The organism is Paraburkholderia sp. RL17-381-BIF-C, assembly GCF_046026435.1.
In the GTDB taxonomy this organism is placed as follows: domain Bacteria; phylum Pseudomonadota; class Gammaproteobacteria; order Burkholderiales; family Burkholderiaceae; genus Paraburkholderia.
Map to the genome: position 1 here is coordinate 57,589 of NZ_JARESX010000036.1, position 15,791 is coordinate 73,379.

General features: G+C 63.2%; 12 protein-coding genes and 1 pseudogene. 5 read left to right on the forward strand and 8 right to left on the reverse strand.

Going from position 1 to position 15,791, the window contains the following annotated elements:
• Positions 1 to 263: 263 nt before the first annotated feature.
• The 7 genes from infB to P0D70_RS22010 form a co-directional block, all read right to left on the reverse strand.
• Positions 264 to 3,227, reverse strand: a complete 2,964-nt coding sequence (gene infB / locus P0D70_RS21980; protein ID WP_408186028.1) for a translation initiation factor IF-2 — start codon at positions 3,225 to 3,227, stop codon at positions 264 to 266.
• Between the two features lie 93 nt (positions 3,228 to 3,320).
• Positions 3,321 to 4,796 carry a transcription termination factor NusA gene (gene nusA, locus P0D70_RS21985; RefSeq protein ID WP_095419677.1) on the reverse strand — a complete coding sequence of 492 codons (1,476 nt, stop codon included), beginning with the start codon at positions 4,794 to 4,796 and terminating at the stop codon, positions 3,321 to 3,323.
• Positions 4,793 to 5,251: a ribosome maturation factor RimP gene (gene rimP / locus P0D70_RS21990; protein ID WP_064269683.1), complete on the reverse strand. Its 459-nt coding sequence runs from the start codon at positions 5,249 to 5,251 to the stop codon at positions 4,793 to 4,795. Before rimP ends, nusA begins: the two co-directional genes overlap by 4 nt.
• A 537-nt stretch (positions 5,252 to 5,788) precedes the next feature.
• The gene (rluB, locus tag P0D70_RS21995) at positions 5,789 to 7,675 is read right to left on the reverse strand and encodes a 23S rRNA pseudouridine(2605) synthase RluB (protein WP_408186029.1); all 1,887 of its coding nucleotides are present in this window, start codon (positions 7,673 to 7,675) and stop codon (positions 5,789 to 5,791) included.
• Positions 7,676 to 7,739: 64 nt separating this feature from the next.
• Positions 7,740 to 8,948 (reverse strand): SMC-Scp complex subunit ScpB, encoded by a 1,209-nt coding sequence (scpB, locus tag P0D70_RS22000; protein WP_408186030.1) that lies wholly within the window; start codon positions 8,946 to 8,948, stop codon positions 7,740 to 7,742.
• A gap of 370 nt (positions 8,949 to 9,318) precedes the next feature.
• Positions 9,319 to 10,587 carry a pyridoxal phosphate-dependent aminotransferase gene (locus P0D70_RS22005; protein ID WP_408186031.1) on the reverse strand — a complete coding sequence of 423 codons (1,269 nt, stop codon included), beginning with the start codon at positions 10,585 to 10,587 and terminating at the stop codon, positions 9,319 to 9,321.
• A gap of 104 nt (positions 10,588 to 10,691) precedes the next feature.
• Entirely contained in the window at positions 10,692 to 11,594 is a 903-nt protein-coding gene (locus tag P0D70_RS22010; protein ID WP_408186032.1) for a LysR family transcriptional regulator, read from the reverse strand.
• Positions 11,595 to 12,003: 409 nt separating this feature from the next.
• Here P0D70_RS22010 and P0D70_RS22015 point away from each other — a divergent pair.
• Positions 12,004 to 12,399, forward strand: a pseudogene (locus tag P0D70_RS22015) (transposase); the annotation flags it as partial.
• A 303-nt stretch (positions 12,400 to 12,702) separates the two neighbouring features.
• Positions 12,703 to 12,957, forward strand: coding sequence for a hypothetical protein (locus tag P0D70_RS22020; RefSeq protein ID WP_408186033.1), 255 nt, complete (start codon positions 12,703 to 12,705; stop codon positions 12,955 to 12,957).
• A gap of 384 nt (positions 12,958 to 13,341) precedes the next feature.
• On the opposite strand, the gene P0D70_RS22025 is transcribed toward P0D70_RS22020, so the two are convergent.
• Entirely contained in the window at positions 13,342 to 13,665 is a 324-nt protein-coding gene (locus P0D70_RS22025; protein WP_091794922.1) for a hypothetical protein, read from the reverse strand.
• Positions 13,666 to 13,931: 266 nt separating this feature from the next.
• Here P0D70_RS22025 and P0D70_RS22030 point away from each other — a divergent pair, with 266 nt between their 5' ends.
• The 3 genes from P0D70_RS22030 to P0D70_RS22040 all read left to right on the forward strand — a co-directional run bounded on the left by P0D70_RS22030 (position 13,932) and on the right by P0D70_RS22040 (position 15,675).
• The gene (locus P0D70_RS22030) at positions 13,932 to 14,651 is read left to right on the forward strand and encodes a YdcF family protein (protein WP_408186034.1); all 720 of its coding nucleotides are present in this window, start codon (positions 13,932 to 13,934) and stop codon (positions 14,649 to 14,651) included.
• 247 nt (positions 14,652 to 14,898) lie between these two features.
• On the forward strand, positions 14,899 to 15,138 hold the full coding sequence (locus P0D70_RS22035) for a hypothetical protein (protein WP_408186035.1): 240 nt from the start codon (positions 14,899 to 14,901) through the stop codon (positions 15,136 to 15,138).
• A 279-nt stretch (positions 15,139 to 15,417) separates the two neighbouring features.
• Entirely contained in the window at positions 15,418 to 15,675 is a 258-nt protein-coding gene (locus P0D70_RS22040; RefSeq protein WP_007182306.1) for a hypothetical protein, read from the forward strand.
• Positions 15,676 to 15,791 lie beyond the last annotated feature (116 nt).

Below are 15,791 nucleotides of genomic sequence, written 5' to 3' on the forward strand. Positions count from 1 at the left end.
GGGCGGCATTCAGGCGGCCGGGAGAACCGGAAGCTCGACAGCGGGCTGTTACGCGGCGACCGGCGTCAGAGCGCGAAAGAGCGCGGTAAACCGGGAACAAAAGCGCGGGAACAAACGCGCGGCAACCAACGCACAGCAGCAAAGCACGACAGCAAAGCGTGGCGCCGAGCGCGGCAATCACGCGTAACAACGTGCGGCGCCAAAAACAACGGGCGGAGCGGGCGTTAAAGCCCGCTCCGCCCCTTTGAGCCGTGCCGCGTGAATTACAGCGAACGCGCGACTTCGGTGATCTCGAAGACTTCGAACTGATCGCCTTCGACGATATCGTTGAAGTTCTTGATCGACATACCGCACTCGAAGCCCTGACGGACTTCCTTCACGTCGTCCTTGAAGCGCTTGAGCGAATCGAGCTCACCCGTGAAGATGACGACGTTGTTGCGCAGCACGCGCACCGACGACGAACGCTTGACGAAACCGTCCGTGACCATACAACCGGCCACCGCGCCGATCTTCGGTACCTTGAAGACCTGACGCACTTCGACCGTACCCGTCACGACTTCGCGCTTCTCCGGTGCCAGCATGCCCGACATCGCGGCCTTCACGTCATCCACTGCGTCATAGATGATGTTGTAGTAGCGAATATCGACGCCGTTGGCTTCCGCCAGCTTGCGAGCCTGCGCATCCGCACGGGTGTTAAAGCCGATGATGACAGCCTTCGAAGCCGTTGCAAGGTTGACGTCGGACTCGCTGATGCCACCCACGGCGCCGTGCACGATCTGCACGCGGACTTCGTCGGTGGACAGTTTGAGCAGCGACTGCACCAGCGCTTCCTGCGAACCTTGCACGTCGGCCTTGACGATGAGCGGCATGTACGCCACTTCGCCTTCGCCCATCTGTTCCAGCATGTTCTCGAGCTTCGCCGCCTGTTGCTTGGCCAGCTTGACGTCGCGGAACTTGCCTTGACGGAACAGCGCGACTTCACGCGCCTTGCGGTCGTCCGGCATGACGATGACTTCTTCGCCAGCTTGCGGGACTTCCGACAGACCCTGAATTTCAACCGGGATCGACGGACCGGCCGACTTGGTCGGCTTGCCGGTTTCGTCGAGCATGGCTCGCACGCGACCGTAAGCGCTACCTGCCAGCACCACGTCTCCGCGGTTCAGCGTACCCGACTGGACCAGGATCGTTGCAACCGGACCCTTACCCTTGTCGAGCTTCGCTTCGATGACGAGACCCTTGGCCGGCGCTTCGACCGGTGCCTTCAGTTCCAGCACTTCGGCTTGCAGCAGCACGTTTTCGAGCAGATCGTCGATGCCCGCGCCGGTTTTAGCCGACACCGACACGAACGGCGAATCGCCACCGTATTCTTCCGGCACGACGCCTTCAGCGACGAGTTCCTGCTTGACGCGCTCCGGATTCGCATCCGGCTTGTCGATCTTGTTGATCGCGACAACGAGCGGCACGCCGCCTGCCTTCGCGTGGGCGATAGCTTCCTTCGTCTGCGGCATCACGCCGTCGTCGGCAGCCACCACCAGAATCACGATGTCGGTTGCCTTCGCACCGCGAGCACGCATAGCCGTAAAGGCTTCGTGGCCCGGCGTGTCGAGGAAGGTGATGACGCCACGCGGCGTTTCGACGTGGTAAGCGCCGATGTGCTGCGTAATGCCGCCCGCTTCACCCGCTGCGACCTTGGCGCGGCGAATGTAGTCGAGCAGCGACGTCTTGCCGTGGTCGACGTGACCCATGACCGTGACGACCGGCGGACGCGGCAGTGCTTCCGCATCGGACACTTCGCCTTCGACCAGCATGGCTTCCGGATCGTCCAGCTTGGCCGCAACCGCGTGGTGGCCCAGTTCTTCGACGATGATCATCGCCGTTTCCTGGTCCAGCATCTGGTTGATCGTGACCATCTGGCCGAGCTTCATCATCGACTTGATGACTTCCGACGCCTTCACCGCCATCTTGTGCGCCAGATCGGCGACCGTGATGGTTTCCGGCACGTGCACTTCACGCACGATCGGTTCGGTCGGCGCCTGGAACGTGGTGCTTTGATCCTGATGCTTGCCGCGGCCCTTCGGGCCACCGCGCCAGCCACGATCGACACCGCCGCTCGAATCGCCACGCGTCTTGATACCGCGGCGCTTCGCTGCGTCGTCCTGCCAGCCGCCCTTGCCGCCGCCCGGCTTCTTCTTGTCGCCGGCGGAAGGCGTGGTCGTGGCAGCCGGAGCCGCAGCAGCCGGTTTCTTGGCCACCGGACGTGCCGCTGCTTCACCCGCCGGACGCGCCGGCTTGTGCAGCGTGCCCTTGGCTTCCGCGGCCTTGGCCGGCTCGGCGGGCTTCGGTGCCGGTTCCGGCGCCTTGACCTGCGCCTTGCGCGGCGTGTTCATCATTTCGCGGATCGCACGTGCTTCGGCTTCAGCCGCTGCACGACGCTTGGCGATTTCTTCCTGCTCGGCACGCGCTTTCTCAGCAGCCTGACGCGCCGCGTCTTCCGCCTTCTTCGCGGCTTCGCGTTGCGCGGCACGCTCTGCAGCTGCGCGCTCGTCGTCCTGCTCGTTAACTTTGGCGACTACCGGTTCCGCGGCCTTAGCCACCACCGGCTCGGCCTTCGCGGCCGCCGGTTGCGCGGCTTGCGCCGGCTTCGCAGCCTGTGCCTGCTGCTCGCGAGCCGCCGCCTCGGCCGCTGCGCGCTTCTTCGCTGCTTCTTCTTCCGCACGGCGACGCTCGGCTTCGGCAGCCGCTTCACGCGCCTGACGTTCCGCTTCTTCGCGTTCGAGTTGTTCCTGGCGCGCCTTCAACTCCTGAGCCTGCTTTTCGAGCAGTTCGGCTTCGTGACGAGCTTCCTCTTCACGACGCTGGAGTTCGAGATCGTCGACGTCGGCCTCGGCCACATGATTCGATGCATCTCCGTTTTCGGCGGAGGTTTCGTCGCGGCGGACGAAAGTGCGCTTCTTGCGCACCTCGACCTGAATGGTGCGAGCTTTGCCCGTCGCATCGGATTGCTTGATTTCCGACGTATGCCGTTTCGTCAGCGTGATCTTGCGCTTGTCAGCATCAGTCGAGCCGTGAGACTTGCGCAAGTGGTCGAGCAGACGCGCCTTGTCCGTTTCGGACAAGCTGTCGTCTTCGCTCGCTTTTGTGACGCCTGCTGCCTGCAGCTGCTCAAGCAGCACGCCTGCAGGCATTTTCAGTTCCGCGGCAAATTGGGCTACGTTGTTACTCGCCATTCATTCCTCTTAATGCAAGGACCGATTCCTTGCGGTTAGCATCGGGTCATGCGGCCTGACGGCCGCTTCAATTTAGTGCGCCATGGTCATTTCTCACTGGAACCAGTGTTCACGTGCTTTCATGATCAACGCCTTAGCGGCATCCTCTTCCATTCCGGTCATCTCGACCAGTTCATCCACAGCCAGTTCGGCGAGTTCGTCGCGCGTCTGGATCTGATGTTCGGCCAGCTTGGCGAGCAGGTCGGCGTCCATGCCGTCCAGGCTCTTCAGGTCGAGTGCTACATTTTCGACCTTTTCTTCATTCGCGATTGCCTGCGTCAACAGTGCGTCGCGCGAGCGGTTACGCAGTTCGTGAACGGTGTCTTCGTCGAATGCTTCGATTTCGAGCATTTCGTTGAGCGGCACATAAGCGATCTCTTCGAGGCTCGTAAAGCCTTCGTCGATCAGGATGTCGGCCACTTCTTCGTCGACATCGAGACGCGCCATGAACAGGTCACGCAGTACGCCGCGCTCCTGATTCTGCTTTTGCGCAGATTCGTCCGGCGTCATGATGTTGATCTGCCAGCCGGTGAGTTCGCTGGCAAGACGCACGTTCTGGCCGCTGCGGCCGATCGCGACCGCCAGTTCGTTTTCGTCTACGACGACGTCCATCGAATGCTTTTCTTCATCGACGACGATCGATTGGACGGCTGCCGGCGCGAGGGCGCCGATCACAAACTGAGCGGGATCCTCCGACCATAGCACGATGTCGACGTTTTCGCCACCGAGCTCGTTACGCACCGCCTGCACGCGCGAGCCGCGGATGCCGACGCAAGTGCCGATCGGATCGATGCGCTTGTCGTACGCGACCACGCCGATCTTGGCGCGCACGCCCGGATCCCGCGCGGCCGCCTTGATTTCCAGCAGACCTTGCTCGATTTCCGGCACTTCCATCTCGAACAGCTTCATCAGGAATTCGGGCGCCGTACGCGACAGTTCGATCTGCGGACCGCGCGCGGTGCGATCGACCTTCGCGATATAGGCACGCACGCGGTCGCCCACGCGCAGGTTTTCCTTCGGAATCAGCTGATCGCGGCGCAGCAGCGCTTCAACACGGCCGGTTTCGACGATGAAGTTGCCCTTATCCAGGCGCTTCACCGAGCCGGTCATGATGTGCTCGCCGCGCTCGAGGAAGTCATTCAGGATCTGTTCGCGTTCGGCGTCGCGCACCTTCTGCAGGATCACCTGCTTGGCAGCCTGCGCGCCGATCCGGCCGAATTCGATCGACGGCACCGGTTCTTCGATGAACTCGTCGAGTTGAATCTCGGGCTTCTGTTCGCGTGCTTCGAACAGCAGAATTTCCTGATCCGGTTCCTGCAAACCGGCTTCGTCCGGCACCACTTTCCAGCGGCGAAACGTTTCGTGCTCGCCGCTTTCACGGTCGATATGGACGCGGATATCCGCATCTTCTTCGAAGAGTTTCTTGGAGGCCGAAGCGAGAGCCGCTTCGAGCGCGGCAAATACCACGTCTTTGTCGACATTCTTCTCGCGTGCCAGCGCATCCACCAGCATCAACACTTCGCGACTCATTGTTTGCGGCTCCTAAAGTCAACTTTCGGAACGAGGCGTGCTTTGTCCATGTCCGCGAGCGTGAAATCGAGCATCGCGGCGCCTTCCTTCCCTTCAAATTCCAGACCGATCGTCTCGCCTTGCGGAGCATGCAGGATGCCCCGGTACGATTTCCGTCCGTCCAATGGCTTTTTCAATGTGATTACCACTTCGCTGCCTGCGAAGCGTTCGAAATCCGCCAGTTTCTTCAGCGGGCGGTCGAGACCCGGCGACGACACTTCAAGCCGCTCGTAATCGATATTTTCGACCGTCAGAACGTGCTGGAGCTGACGCGTGACTTTCTCGCAGTCTTCGATCGCGATGCCGGCCGGCTGGTCGATATAGATACACATCATGCCGCGCCCGGTGCGCTCGAAGTCGACGAGCTCGTAGCCGAGTCCCACGACCGTGGTTTCAATCAGTTCCGTCAGTTGCACAATGCCCTCTTAGATGTTCGCGCAGCGAGCCTGCCGCCTGTTCTGCAAACAACCAATGCGGGCCGCGCGCCAAGCCGGCGCACGTTCGTGCTACCCGAGATGCCGAACCACTGAGAACTGAGCGGCAAAAAAAAATGGGCTAAACGCCCATCATCTTATTACCGGTGGTCGCACCTGAGCCGCACATAAAAAGCCGCACGCCCAGCGACTTCGCGATTGTAGCCATTTTTCAGGACAAACGCAAACCGCAAAGCGCCGCCCAACGCGCATTTCAGCTTGATTTCACGGGAATCTTTCCACGATATGGCGGCCGTTCAGGCCTTTTGCAAGACGGCTCGGGCCGCCTCGGATCCACGCCGGACAAGCCGGGCAAGTGAAATCTGCCCCCACTTCCGTCCACGCTGCGGTTTTATGTGCCGCAAGAAAATTGCAAAGCAACGCGAAACCTGGAGAGCGCGTCGATCGACCACGGCGGCGACTCACGAAAATCGTTGAAAAACGATTCAGCGGCCGGCCGCCATGCATGACTCGCTTACTTTAACGGCCGCGCGAACGGCCGCGCGGCGCGCCACCGCCGCGATTGGCGCCGCCCGGGTTGGCATTGCCGCCACCCGCGCGGTTGGCGTTGCCACCGCGATTGCCGCCCGGCCCGCGGCTACCGCCGCCATTGCCGGGATTGGCACCCGCACCGCCGGGACGCTTGCCGCCGGCCGCGCGATTGCCATTGCCCGACGGCGCACGATTACCATCGACCTCCCGCCCGCCGCGCGGGCCGCCCGCACCGCCGCCCATCGGACCGCCGAGCCCACTCGCGCCGCGGCCGGCACCGCGATTGCCGTAACCGCCACCGCCAAAGCCGCCGCCGCTCGCACCGCCACCGAATCCACCACCCGCCGCACCACGGCGGCCTTGGCCGCGCGGTTGCTGCTGTTCGAAACGGCTATGCGACATCAACACGGGCTCACGGTTGATGAAGCCCATCGACGTCTGCATCGGATCCGGCTGCTTACGCTCCGGCGCTTCACGGCGGTTGCCCTTATCTTCGGTCGGCGCCTTCAGGCCCACCGACGCCATCAGCGCACGCACCTGGTTGTCTTCGAGCTCTTCCCAGCGGCCGCGCTTGAGGCCCTTCGGCAGCGAAATCGGGCCGTGACGGGTGCGGATCAGGCGGCTGACCATCAGGCCGGCCGCTTCGAACATACGACGCACTTCGCGGTTACGCCCTTCGGCGAGCGCGACGTGATACCAGTGATTCGTGCCTTCGCCGCCGCCGTCGCGAATCCGCAGGAAGTTCGCCGGGCCGTCGTCCAGTTCGACGCCGTGCAGCAGCTTCTGGCGCATGCCTTCCGCCAGTTCGCCGACCACCCGCACCGCATATTCACGCTCGACGCTGTAACGCGGGTGCATGAAACGGTTCGCCAGATCGCCCGACGTGGTCAACATCAACAGACCTTCCGTGTTGAAGTCGAGACGGCCGACCGCGAGCCACTTGGCGGTTTTCATCGGCGGCAGTTTGTCGAACACCGAAGGACGGCCTTCCGGATCGGCATGGCTGACGATTTCGCCGGTCGGTTTGTGATAAAGCAGCACGCGCGGCGGCTTGTTGGCGAGCTTGCGCTTGACCGGCTTGCCGTTGATGCGAACCTGGTCGGTCGGCATGATGCGCTGGCCGATGTGAGCCGGCTCGCCATTTACCGACACGCGGCCGGCGACGATCAGCTCTTCCATGTCGCGACGCGAACCCATGCCTGCCTCGGCCAGCACTTTGTGCAACTTCGGTGCGTCGTCATCCGCTGCCAGCACGCGCTTGGGCGCGGCCGGCTTGCCACGGCGCAGCATCGGCGCGCGCACGCCACCGGTGGCGCTGTTGTCCGCGTCGAACGCGGGCGATGTGACGTACGAGAACAGATCGTCCTGACCGGCTTCCGCCGCAGCCGCCGGCGCTTCACCGCCGCGGCGGTTCTGACGCTGGCCGCCTTCGCGCGGCTGACGCTCGCGCTGACCTTCACGAGGCGCACCTTCGCGTTGACCCTCACGAGGCGCACCTTCACGCGGTGCGCCTTCGCGCCGCCCGCCGCCCGCATTGCGGCGTGACCCCTGACCCTTCGCGCCGGCATCTTTGCGCGGCATACGCACTTGCGCGACGACCTCGCCGTCCGGCGGCGCCTCGCTGACAACCGGCGCCTCTTGCGCGGGGCCGCCTTCGGCGCCCTTCGTCTTCGCGCCGGCGCGGCGCCGGGCGATCAGGCTGCGCGGACCGCGACGCAGGCCGCGGCGCGGACGGTCTTCACCATCTGCTTCCGTGGTCTGCGCCGGGCGCTCGCCCTCGCCTGCCGACGCTTGCGTGGTGCGCGTTTCGTCAGCGCGAGCCGACGGCACGGCGCGCTCGGATTCGGACGAATCGGTGTCGTGGGTATGTGTCAAAACAACCTCAAAATGTCAGGTCGCGCACGCCCGTTGCGGGCGTGGCAAAAAAAGTTCGGTTACGTCAGGCGCTGCGCGACTCAGGTTCGTCGTCGGTCAGAACGCCCGCGTCCTGCGCCGCATCGCGACGATCCTCAGGATCGCCGTGCGCCGCCTTGGTCGGGTTCGGCTCGGCGGCGTGCTCCGTATTGCGGAGTACGCCCGAGTCGTGCGCGGGTATTGCCGGATCGGTCTGGGAGACCGGATCGTGATTCTGTGCGGACCCGGCGGTGCCGGTCTGCGGTGCAACGTTTTCCGCGTGCGCCGTTTCAGCATGATCCTGCGCGGCTGGCTCACCCATTGCGTCCGGATGCAAGCCGGATGCGGGTGCGATTTCCACTGCGCTGTCAGTCGCTTCGGCCGCCTGCGCTGCTTCCATCGGCTCAGCGTACTGCTTTTGATGCAATTCAGCGAATCCGTCAGCGATTTCCGCTCCGGGCGCCTCGCCTGATGTTTCGAGCTGGTTGGCACCGGCATGGCTAACGGCGTCCGCCTCTACGGCATCGAACTGCGGCGCTTCGCCCACGGCCTTAGCAATAGCCTGAGGTTCACCACTAGCGGCCGAGTCGATAACCTCGCCCGCAGCGGCACTTTCATCTACCACGCCGGAATCCACCGGCTCTTCGAGCGTGCCCTCTTCGCCCGACGCCAACGCTTGCGCGGCGTCCGCGTCCGCGAACTCGATCGCATGCTGGCCGAGCAGATCCGCGTTCAACTGCGCCGACGGGTCCGCGAGCGGCGGCAATTCGTCGAGCGCTTTCAGCCCGAGGTCGTCGAGAAACTGCCGCGTCGTCGCGTACAGCGCGGGACGGCCCGGCACGTCACGATGACCGATCACTTCGATCCAGTTGCGGTCTTCGAGCTGCTTGACGACTTGCGTATTCACCGTGACGCCGCGAATTTCTTCGATATCGCCACGCGTGACCGGTTGCCGGTATGCAATGATCGCGAGCGTTTCGAGCACCGCGCGCGAATATTTCGGCGGTTTCTCAGGATGCAAGCGATCCAGATACGAACGCATTGCGGGCTTGCTTTGAAACCGCCAGCCCGACGCCAGCCCGACCAACTCCACACCGCGCCCAGACCAATCCTGCTTGAGGTCTTCGAGCAAATTCCGAACGGTGTCTGCCGACACGCCGTCGGCAAAGAGCTTGCGCAACTCGCCGAGCTTTAACGGCTCCTGCGCGCAGATCAAGGCAGTCTCGAGGACGATCTTCGCCTCTTGGGTATTCATGCAGCTAGGTCAGACCCTGTGGTCAAAGAACCGGATCAAACAGACGATGTGGAACTGAAGACGCGCTCGCCCGATTCTGATCGGTCATATTGATGGGAGCACGCACCGGGGGGAGGCGAAACAGACAATCGAACCAAACCCAGCCGGACGGAGCAGCGATATTCCTGAAAGGAATCGCGTGACTGAGCGCCATATTACGCAAAAACAATCAGTGCGTAAAGATGAAATCCCCCGCGCATTTTCCGGCCTCGCCTTGGCGGGCGTGCTTTAGTGAAAAAGCGGGCTTAATTGGACGGAAACCCGCTTTCTTCGGTTGTTCTTCTCCCGGTTTGCTCAATAGTGTTTTGCGCGGCCACCTTGCGGCAGGCGCTCAGCGGTCAGTCGTGTGGCTCGCGAGGAACCGCTTCAGGCGCTCGACGCCCGCGTCCAGCCGCGCCGTGTCGCAGGCATAGCACCAGCGGACGAAGCCCTCGCCCTGCGGGCCGAAGGCGCTGCCTGGCGCCACGCCGAGCCCCACCTCACGCACCATTGCCTTGCATAGCTCCAGACTGCGCGAGGCTCCCGGCATCGAGAAAAACAGGTACATCGCGCCGGGCGGCGCCTTGACGTCCACCCCCGGCACCGTGGAAAGCGCGCGCACCAGATGATCGCGCGACGCCTTCAGGTCCAGCACCAGTTCCTGCGTGAAGGCTTCGCCCTGCTCGATGGCCGCGATGCCGGCTTGCTGAACGAAGGCCGGCGCGCACGAGGTGTTGTACTCGACGAGCTTGCCCAGATCGTCCATCAACGAGGCGGGCGCGACGATCCAGCCGAGCCGCCAGCCCGTCATCAGCCATGCCTTGGAAAAGGAATTGACGCAAATTACGCGCTCGTCGCGGGTAGCCAGGTCGAGGAACGACGGCGCGGTGAGCGAGGGCGCGGCGTTGGCGTTGGCGTTGGCGTTGGCGTTGCCGTTGGCGTTGGCGTTGGCGTTGGCGTTGGCGTCCGCATAGTAGAGGCGCTCATAGACTTCGTCCGCCACGATCCAGATACCGTGGCGCCGGCAGTGCGCCAGCACCGCGCGCTGCTCGTCGCGACTCATCACCCAGCCGGTCGGATTGTTGGGCGAATTGATCAGCAACATCTTCGTGTCGGGCGTCAACGCCGCGAGCAGTTGCTCGAGGTCGAGCTGCCAGCCGCGTTCGCCGTAGCCCAGTGCGACGGTTTCGACGTGCGCGCCGAGAATCTTCGGAATCTCGACCAGATTCGGCCAGAGCGGCGTAACCGCGACGACGCGGTCGCCCGCGCCCACCACGAGCTGCGCAGCAAGCATCAACGCATTCACGCCCGCGCTCGTCACCGCGATGTGCTCCGGCGATGTCGCGCCGTGCAGCTTGCTGACGTAGCCCGCCAGCGCGGCGCGCAGCGGCGCGATGCCGAGATTGTGCGTGTAGAACGTCGCGCCCGCGGCGAGCGACGCGCTGGCCGCGTCGCGGATAAACGCCGGCGTCACGCGGTCGGACTCGCCGAACCAGAATGGCAGCACGTCGTCGACGCCGAAACCGGCGTTGGCGACTTCGCGAATCTGCGAAGGACGCAGGTCGCGCACGGCGTCGCGCGCATTGGGGATAGCAGGGAAAAACGAATCCGTTTCGCTCATCGAGACTTCCAGACGGGTGGATGGCATGAATTGAAATGCAGCGGAGGCGACAGTTTAGCTTGGCGCTCCTTCTGGGGGCGGCGAGGCAGGCAGCGCCATCGTTACTAGCCCAAATCCTCCGCCCGCCCCGGCAATTGACGGATCAGCCCCCACACCGCCTCCGCAGCCGGCGAGAGCGAGCGGTCGCGCCGCCGCACCAGTTCGACCGTACGCTCGGCGCGCGGCACCAGCGGCCGGGCCACCAGCGAGGCGCCCGCCGGCAGCGGCAATGCCAGCCACGGCAGCACGCTCACGCCGACGCCCGCCTCCACCAGCCCAAAAACGGTCGCGGAATGCCCCAGCTCCTGCACCACCGTGGCGCTCACGCCATATTCCTGCATCACGGCGTCGATGATCGGCCGGCTGCCCGATGCGTAGTCGAGCATCACCAGTTGCTGACCTTCCAGGTCCGTCCACGCGACCCGCTGCTGGGCGGCAAGAGGATGATCGTCGCGCGTGACGACGCAGAACGAATCCGTCATCAGCGATTCGCTAAGCAGATCGTCTGCGGCGAACGGGCCGATGATCACGCCGAAGTCGACCTCGCCCGACTTGACCTTGCGGACCACGTCGCTCTGCACGTCGTCACGCAGGCCCAGTGCGACGTAGGGAAACTGCTGGCCGCAGGCGGCCACCACGCGCGGCATGAGCCGGCACGCCACCGTCGGGCTGGCGGCCACCACCACGCGCCCGCGGCGCTGTTCACCGATTTCGCGGATCTCGCGCAGCGCGTCGTCCAGATCCGAGAGCAGACGCGACACGCTCGACACCAGGTTGCCGCCCACATCCGTGAGTTGCACCTCGCGGGTCGTGCGATCGATCAGCTTAAGACCGATCTCGCCCTCCAGTTCGCGCACGCAGCGGCTGACCGCTGACTGCGTCAGGCCGATTTCATCGCCCGCCCGGCTGAAGCTTTGCAGACGGGCGACCTCAATGAAAACCCTTAGCTGCCGCAGCGTGACATTCATTTACCGACCTCATCAATTGCATCATTTGATGCGTATTGTAAGGCGAAAGGCAGCACCACAATCGGTTTTAGTCATTGCGCTGCAATGCAGCAATAAGGCGCAAACGCACGCTGGCCGGGCCTGATTGCACAAGATTGGTGATTGTCCCGATTTGCGAGATGGGTTTTTTGGATTCTTATACGCCCCTAGCTAGCGCCCGCGCTGGCCCGCTGTCATGGGGCTTTCAGGCGGTTGGACTCAACTTGGCACACTTCCTGCATTTACATGCACACAAGGGTCGGCGCCATGATTCTGACTGCATAGCAGACCGTGGCAAGCCCGACCCTCCTTGGCACTCGCCTATCGAGTGCATGGAGAGTGCGCGGCGCGGGGCAGCGCACCGGAGTTAGCTTCGCTGAGGTGAAACATGATGCTGTTCGACGATTTGAGAGACAACGAGTGGGCGCTGGTCGAGGCGTTGTTCTGTGCGGAGCCAGCACGGAGCGAACGGCGCGGTCGACCACGCGTGGAAGCGCGCGCGGTTGTCAACGCCGTGCTGTGGGTGCTGTCGACGGGCGAAGGCTGGTCCAAACTGCCGGGCCGCTATCCGTCGCCGCCGACTTGCCGCCGTCGCTTCGACGAGTGGCAAGCCGATGGTACGCTCGCCGAAATAGTTAAGCGACTCGGCACGAGCGGCCGTGAAATTTCGCTGCGCGGCCGTATCGGCGCAACCGCAGCCAAACCGCCGGCACCGCCGAGCCGTGACCGCCTGCGCGGCGCATTCTGGACCAATCCGGAATCGTGGCGCGCTCCGGTCAAGATGGCCTGACGCGAACTGTTTGACCGCCGGGCGCTTGCGGGCACCCGGCGTTTATCCGATCCAGGTCGACGCGCGCCGCTGGTCTGCGCTCGCCGCATCTGTCATGGGCACCGCTCCTCGGCGCGCCCAATGCAGTCGTCCCCTCCTGCTACACCCAGCTAACTGTGCGCTGCTTCAGATGTCTGAAGCAGCGCGATAGTTGCGGGTGAAACATCCATTTACTATTACTTACAGCGTGCTTTCGCGACTGCGCATACCTTATACGTATGCAAACAGGCCTTGAGTCGATCGGCTTGACGGGAGCTCAGCATGAAACCAATGTCACTGCTTCTGTGCGGCATTGTCGTTTCATCAATGGCCGCACCGGCGCTTGCTCAGCAGCGCCAACAGGCATGGAACTGGCGGCCGGATCGTCCGGCTACCCTCGAAGCCTGGCAGCAAAGCGATACGCGTGGCCGCGACTTCACGCCGCCGGCGCCGCGCGGAGACTTGCGTGGCGATATCGCCAGTAACGTGCGCACGCGGCCGGAGGCGCCGCGGCAGGATCCGACGCGCCGGCGTTAATTAGTCAGCGCTTGGTCAGCGCTTGGTCGGCGGTCAGCCAGCGTGAGCGCGGAAACGGTTCGCGAAAACGGTTCGTTATGTGCTCGCGCGCCAAGGTGTGCTTTTAGTTAATTGGGGGAACCACCCCGCCAAATGGCAGTCTGATTTAACGCCATTAGCACAGCGTGGCAGTAGTAATTCCGGTACGCCCGTATCCTCGCGATACGGGCTTTTTTTTGCGCGTCTCGGGCGGATGCGAAATGTATGCGCGTACGGGCGCGCAAGACGCCCGACACGGCAGAGTGTGCTGTGCGATTACCCGCTAGAAGCCAGACGGACGCAGAAATGGGATCACCGCCAGCCGCGTCAAGCGGCTGGAAAGGTACGCCTGGCAGCCCGCCGGACTTATGGCCGGACTTCGAGCGCGGCAGTGGGCCGCGTGTCGGCTGTGGCGACGACGTAGTCGTTCATTCGCTGTGCGGTCCAACTGAGCAGGCGCTCGTCGTGTGCAAGCCGCGCGAATTCCGCTCTACCGCGCTCAGTCAGCACGGCAATGTCGACCGGTGCGTGGAAACCCGGAGCCGGTGCGACAGTGCGCTGCCGAACGGTGTCCATCAAGCCCAGTGCGCGAAGATATTGGAAGACGCCCGGTCTTCTGGCCCATGGGACCTGGCGATATTGCGCCCGCCGCAGCGCTTCAAGTACCGCTTCGTTGGAATACGTGGTCATCTCACTTCTTTCTTAAAGTGCAGCTATGACACATCCATGCCCAACACGTCACCGCGCCACCAGTGACGCGCTTGGCACCCGCCCTTGGCTGGAAGCTGGCTGCGATTGTCGCAGTCGAATTCCGCCAGGTGCTGCCTGGTCTCGTTTTCGGAACCCCCGTCTGAACGGCATGTTAGCGTTCTGCCTACGAGCCGACGATGCAACCGCTGCGGCGCGATAGCAAGCCCATAGATTTGTCCCGAAAGACATACGTTACCCCATTTAAATTGATTCTATTCACTTTATTAGCGCTTTTTTTTGCAGCAATCGTGCTATGGAAGCGCGCCAGGCGCCCGCTCGCCGTCTGCACGGTTGCCCTGTTCTGGCTGCTCGCCGCCGGCTGGCTCACCGCGCCTTTGCTGTATCTGGCGCAACCGCGCTGGCAGACCGATACGCCCGCCCGGTTCGCGCCGCGCACCGCGATCATCATGCTCGGCGGCGGCACGACCTACGTGGACGACCACACGCTCGTGCCTCCGCGCGACGTGATCGCGCGCATCTCGGCGAGTGCCGACAACTATGCCGCCTGCAAACGCGCGGCGGCCATATGCCGTGTGATCGTGAGCGGCGGCAATCCGCAGCGGCACCCCGCGACGGAAGCCGATACCTATTTGCCATATCTGTTGCGTGAGCAGGTGCCGCGCGCGGATATCGTGCTGGAAAACAGGAGCCTCACTACCTATGAGAACGCGCGCAACGTATCCGCCATTCTGGAGGGCTCACGTTACGATTCGTTGATCCTCGTTACCTCCGCCTATCAGATGCCGCGCGCCCTGCTCGACTTCCACCGCTTCGGCCTCGCGCCACAACCGATGATCTCGAACGCGCGGCGCGCACGTCTTGGTGTACTGCCTCGGTATGACAATCTGGTGAGTGCGGAGATCGCGTTGCATGAGTTGATTGGCATCGCACAATTTCACGTCTATCGCGCAATCGGGTGGTTCTAGAATCCAGATGGCATTGAAAAGCCATTTATTTAGAAATGCGAAGGTTGTGGATCAGTGACGAAACATGATCGCGACTTATTCGCGAAGTCAGTCCGCATCGCGACCGCGCTCGGCGTAACAAGATGTAACGAATTGTCATCGCACTTACAAATCCGTCCGCTGGAGCGGATATTGCTGACTAGAATGCATTGTCTTTCCGTCTGGACAGGCAAGTACTCGGGTCCACAACCACTCTGCGGAGGTAGTAATGAAGAAAGTGTCCCTGGCGATCCTGGTTTCCCTCAGTGCCGTAACGGGCGCGGCTTATGCGCAGGACAACGGCGTCATGATGAGCACCGATCCGGCCAAGGCCGCCGACGTCGAGCAGCGCGCGCAAGATTTGCAAAACCGCCAGCAAGCAATGGAAAGCGCACCGGCCGCACCGATGAAACACCACAAGGGCGCCCCGCATCACAAAAAGGCGCCCAAGGCCGACGCCGGCTCCTAAGCACCGTTCACCCGACTCACCCGCGGCCGCGCCGCGATGGTGAAAAGCCGAAGCCAGCATCGCCGGTTTCGGCTTTTTTGTTGTCTAATGGTTTGGCGCGTGGTCTTCCGAAAGGTCTGGCGGAAAACTTGCGAGCCTCGCAGCAGGCCGGCGCGCCGGCCAGCCCCGAACATGCCGCTTAAGCCCTGCGGCGCGCGCCTGACGGTGTGCTAAAGTCGCGCACCGACCGGCGCCCAGCCGGAATCCCTAACCCGTGCGCACCCTGGTGCGGAGGACAGCATGAGCAACATCCAGCTTGATATCGAATGGACTGAAGCAGCATCTCGCAAAATCGAAAAACTGATGCCGCGCGGCGGTCAGGAGGCGTTTCTGGCGCTGCCGCCCGTCGAGTGCCTGCCGATGGAAGGCGACGTGCTGTTTCTTGGACCGGATGGCAAGCAGCAGCCGTTCATCGTCGCGGAACGGCAGTATCACCACGACGGCGATGCCGACTGGACCATCATCCTGATCCTCGACGTTCCGCAAGCCACGCATTGATCATCAGGTAGTCGTCAAACGGCAAGCGGGTTGCCGGCCGAACCGGCCCGGCAACCCCCCCGCCCGTTTTGAAACGTTTCCCCCCGGCAGGGGCTGGTAGGCCCCCCCCCGATTTA

Excerpts from the sequence above, each read along its gene's own strand:
- P0D70_RS22010 (WP_408186032.1), bottom strand. The coding sequence starts at position 11,594 with ATGAATGTCACGCTGCGGCAGCTAAGGGTTTTCATTGAGGTCGCCCGT.
- P0D70_RS22005 (WP_408186031.1), bottom strand. The coding sequence starts at position 10,587 with ATGAGCGAAACGGATTCGTTTTTCCCTGCTATCCCCAATGCGCGCGAC.
- infB (WP_408186028.1), bottom strand. The coding sequence starts at position 3,227 with ATGGCGAGTAACAACGTAGCCCAATTTGCCGCGGAACTGAAAATGCCT.
- P0D70_RS22020 (WP_408186033.1), top strand. The coding sequence starts at position 12,703 with ATGAAACCAATGTCACTGCTTCTGTGCGGCATTGTCGTTTCATCAATG.
- P0D70_RS22035 (WP_408186035.1), top strand. The coding sequence starts at position 14,899 with ATGAAGAAAGTGTCCCTGGCGATCCTGGTTTCCCTCAGTGCCGTAACG.
- P0D70_RS22040 (WP_007182306.1), top strand. The coding sequence starts at position 15,418 with ATGAGCAACATCCAGCTTGATATCGAATGGACTGAAGCAGCATCTCGC.
- P0D70_RS22025 (WP_091794922.1), bottom strand. The coding sequence starts at position 13,665 with ATGACCACGTATTCCAACGAAGCGGTACTTGAAGCGCTGCGGCGGGCG.
- nusA (WP_095419677.1), bottom strand. The coding sequence starts at position 4,796 with ATGAGTCGCGAAGTGTTGATGCTGGTGGATGCGCTGGCACGCGAGAAG.
- scpB (WP_408186030.1), bottom strand. The coding sequence starts at position 8,948 with ATGAATACCCAAGAGGCGAAGATCGTCCTCGAGACTGCCTTGATCTGC.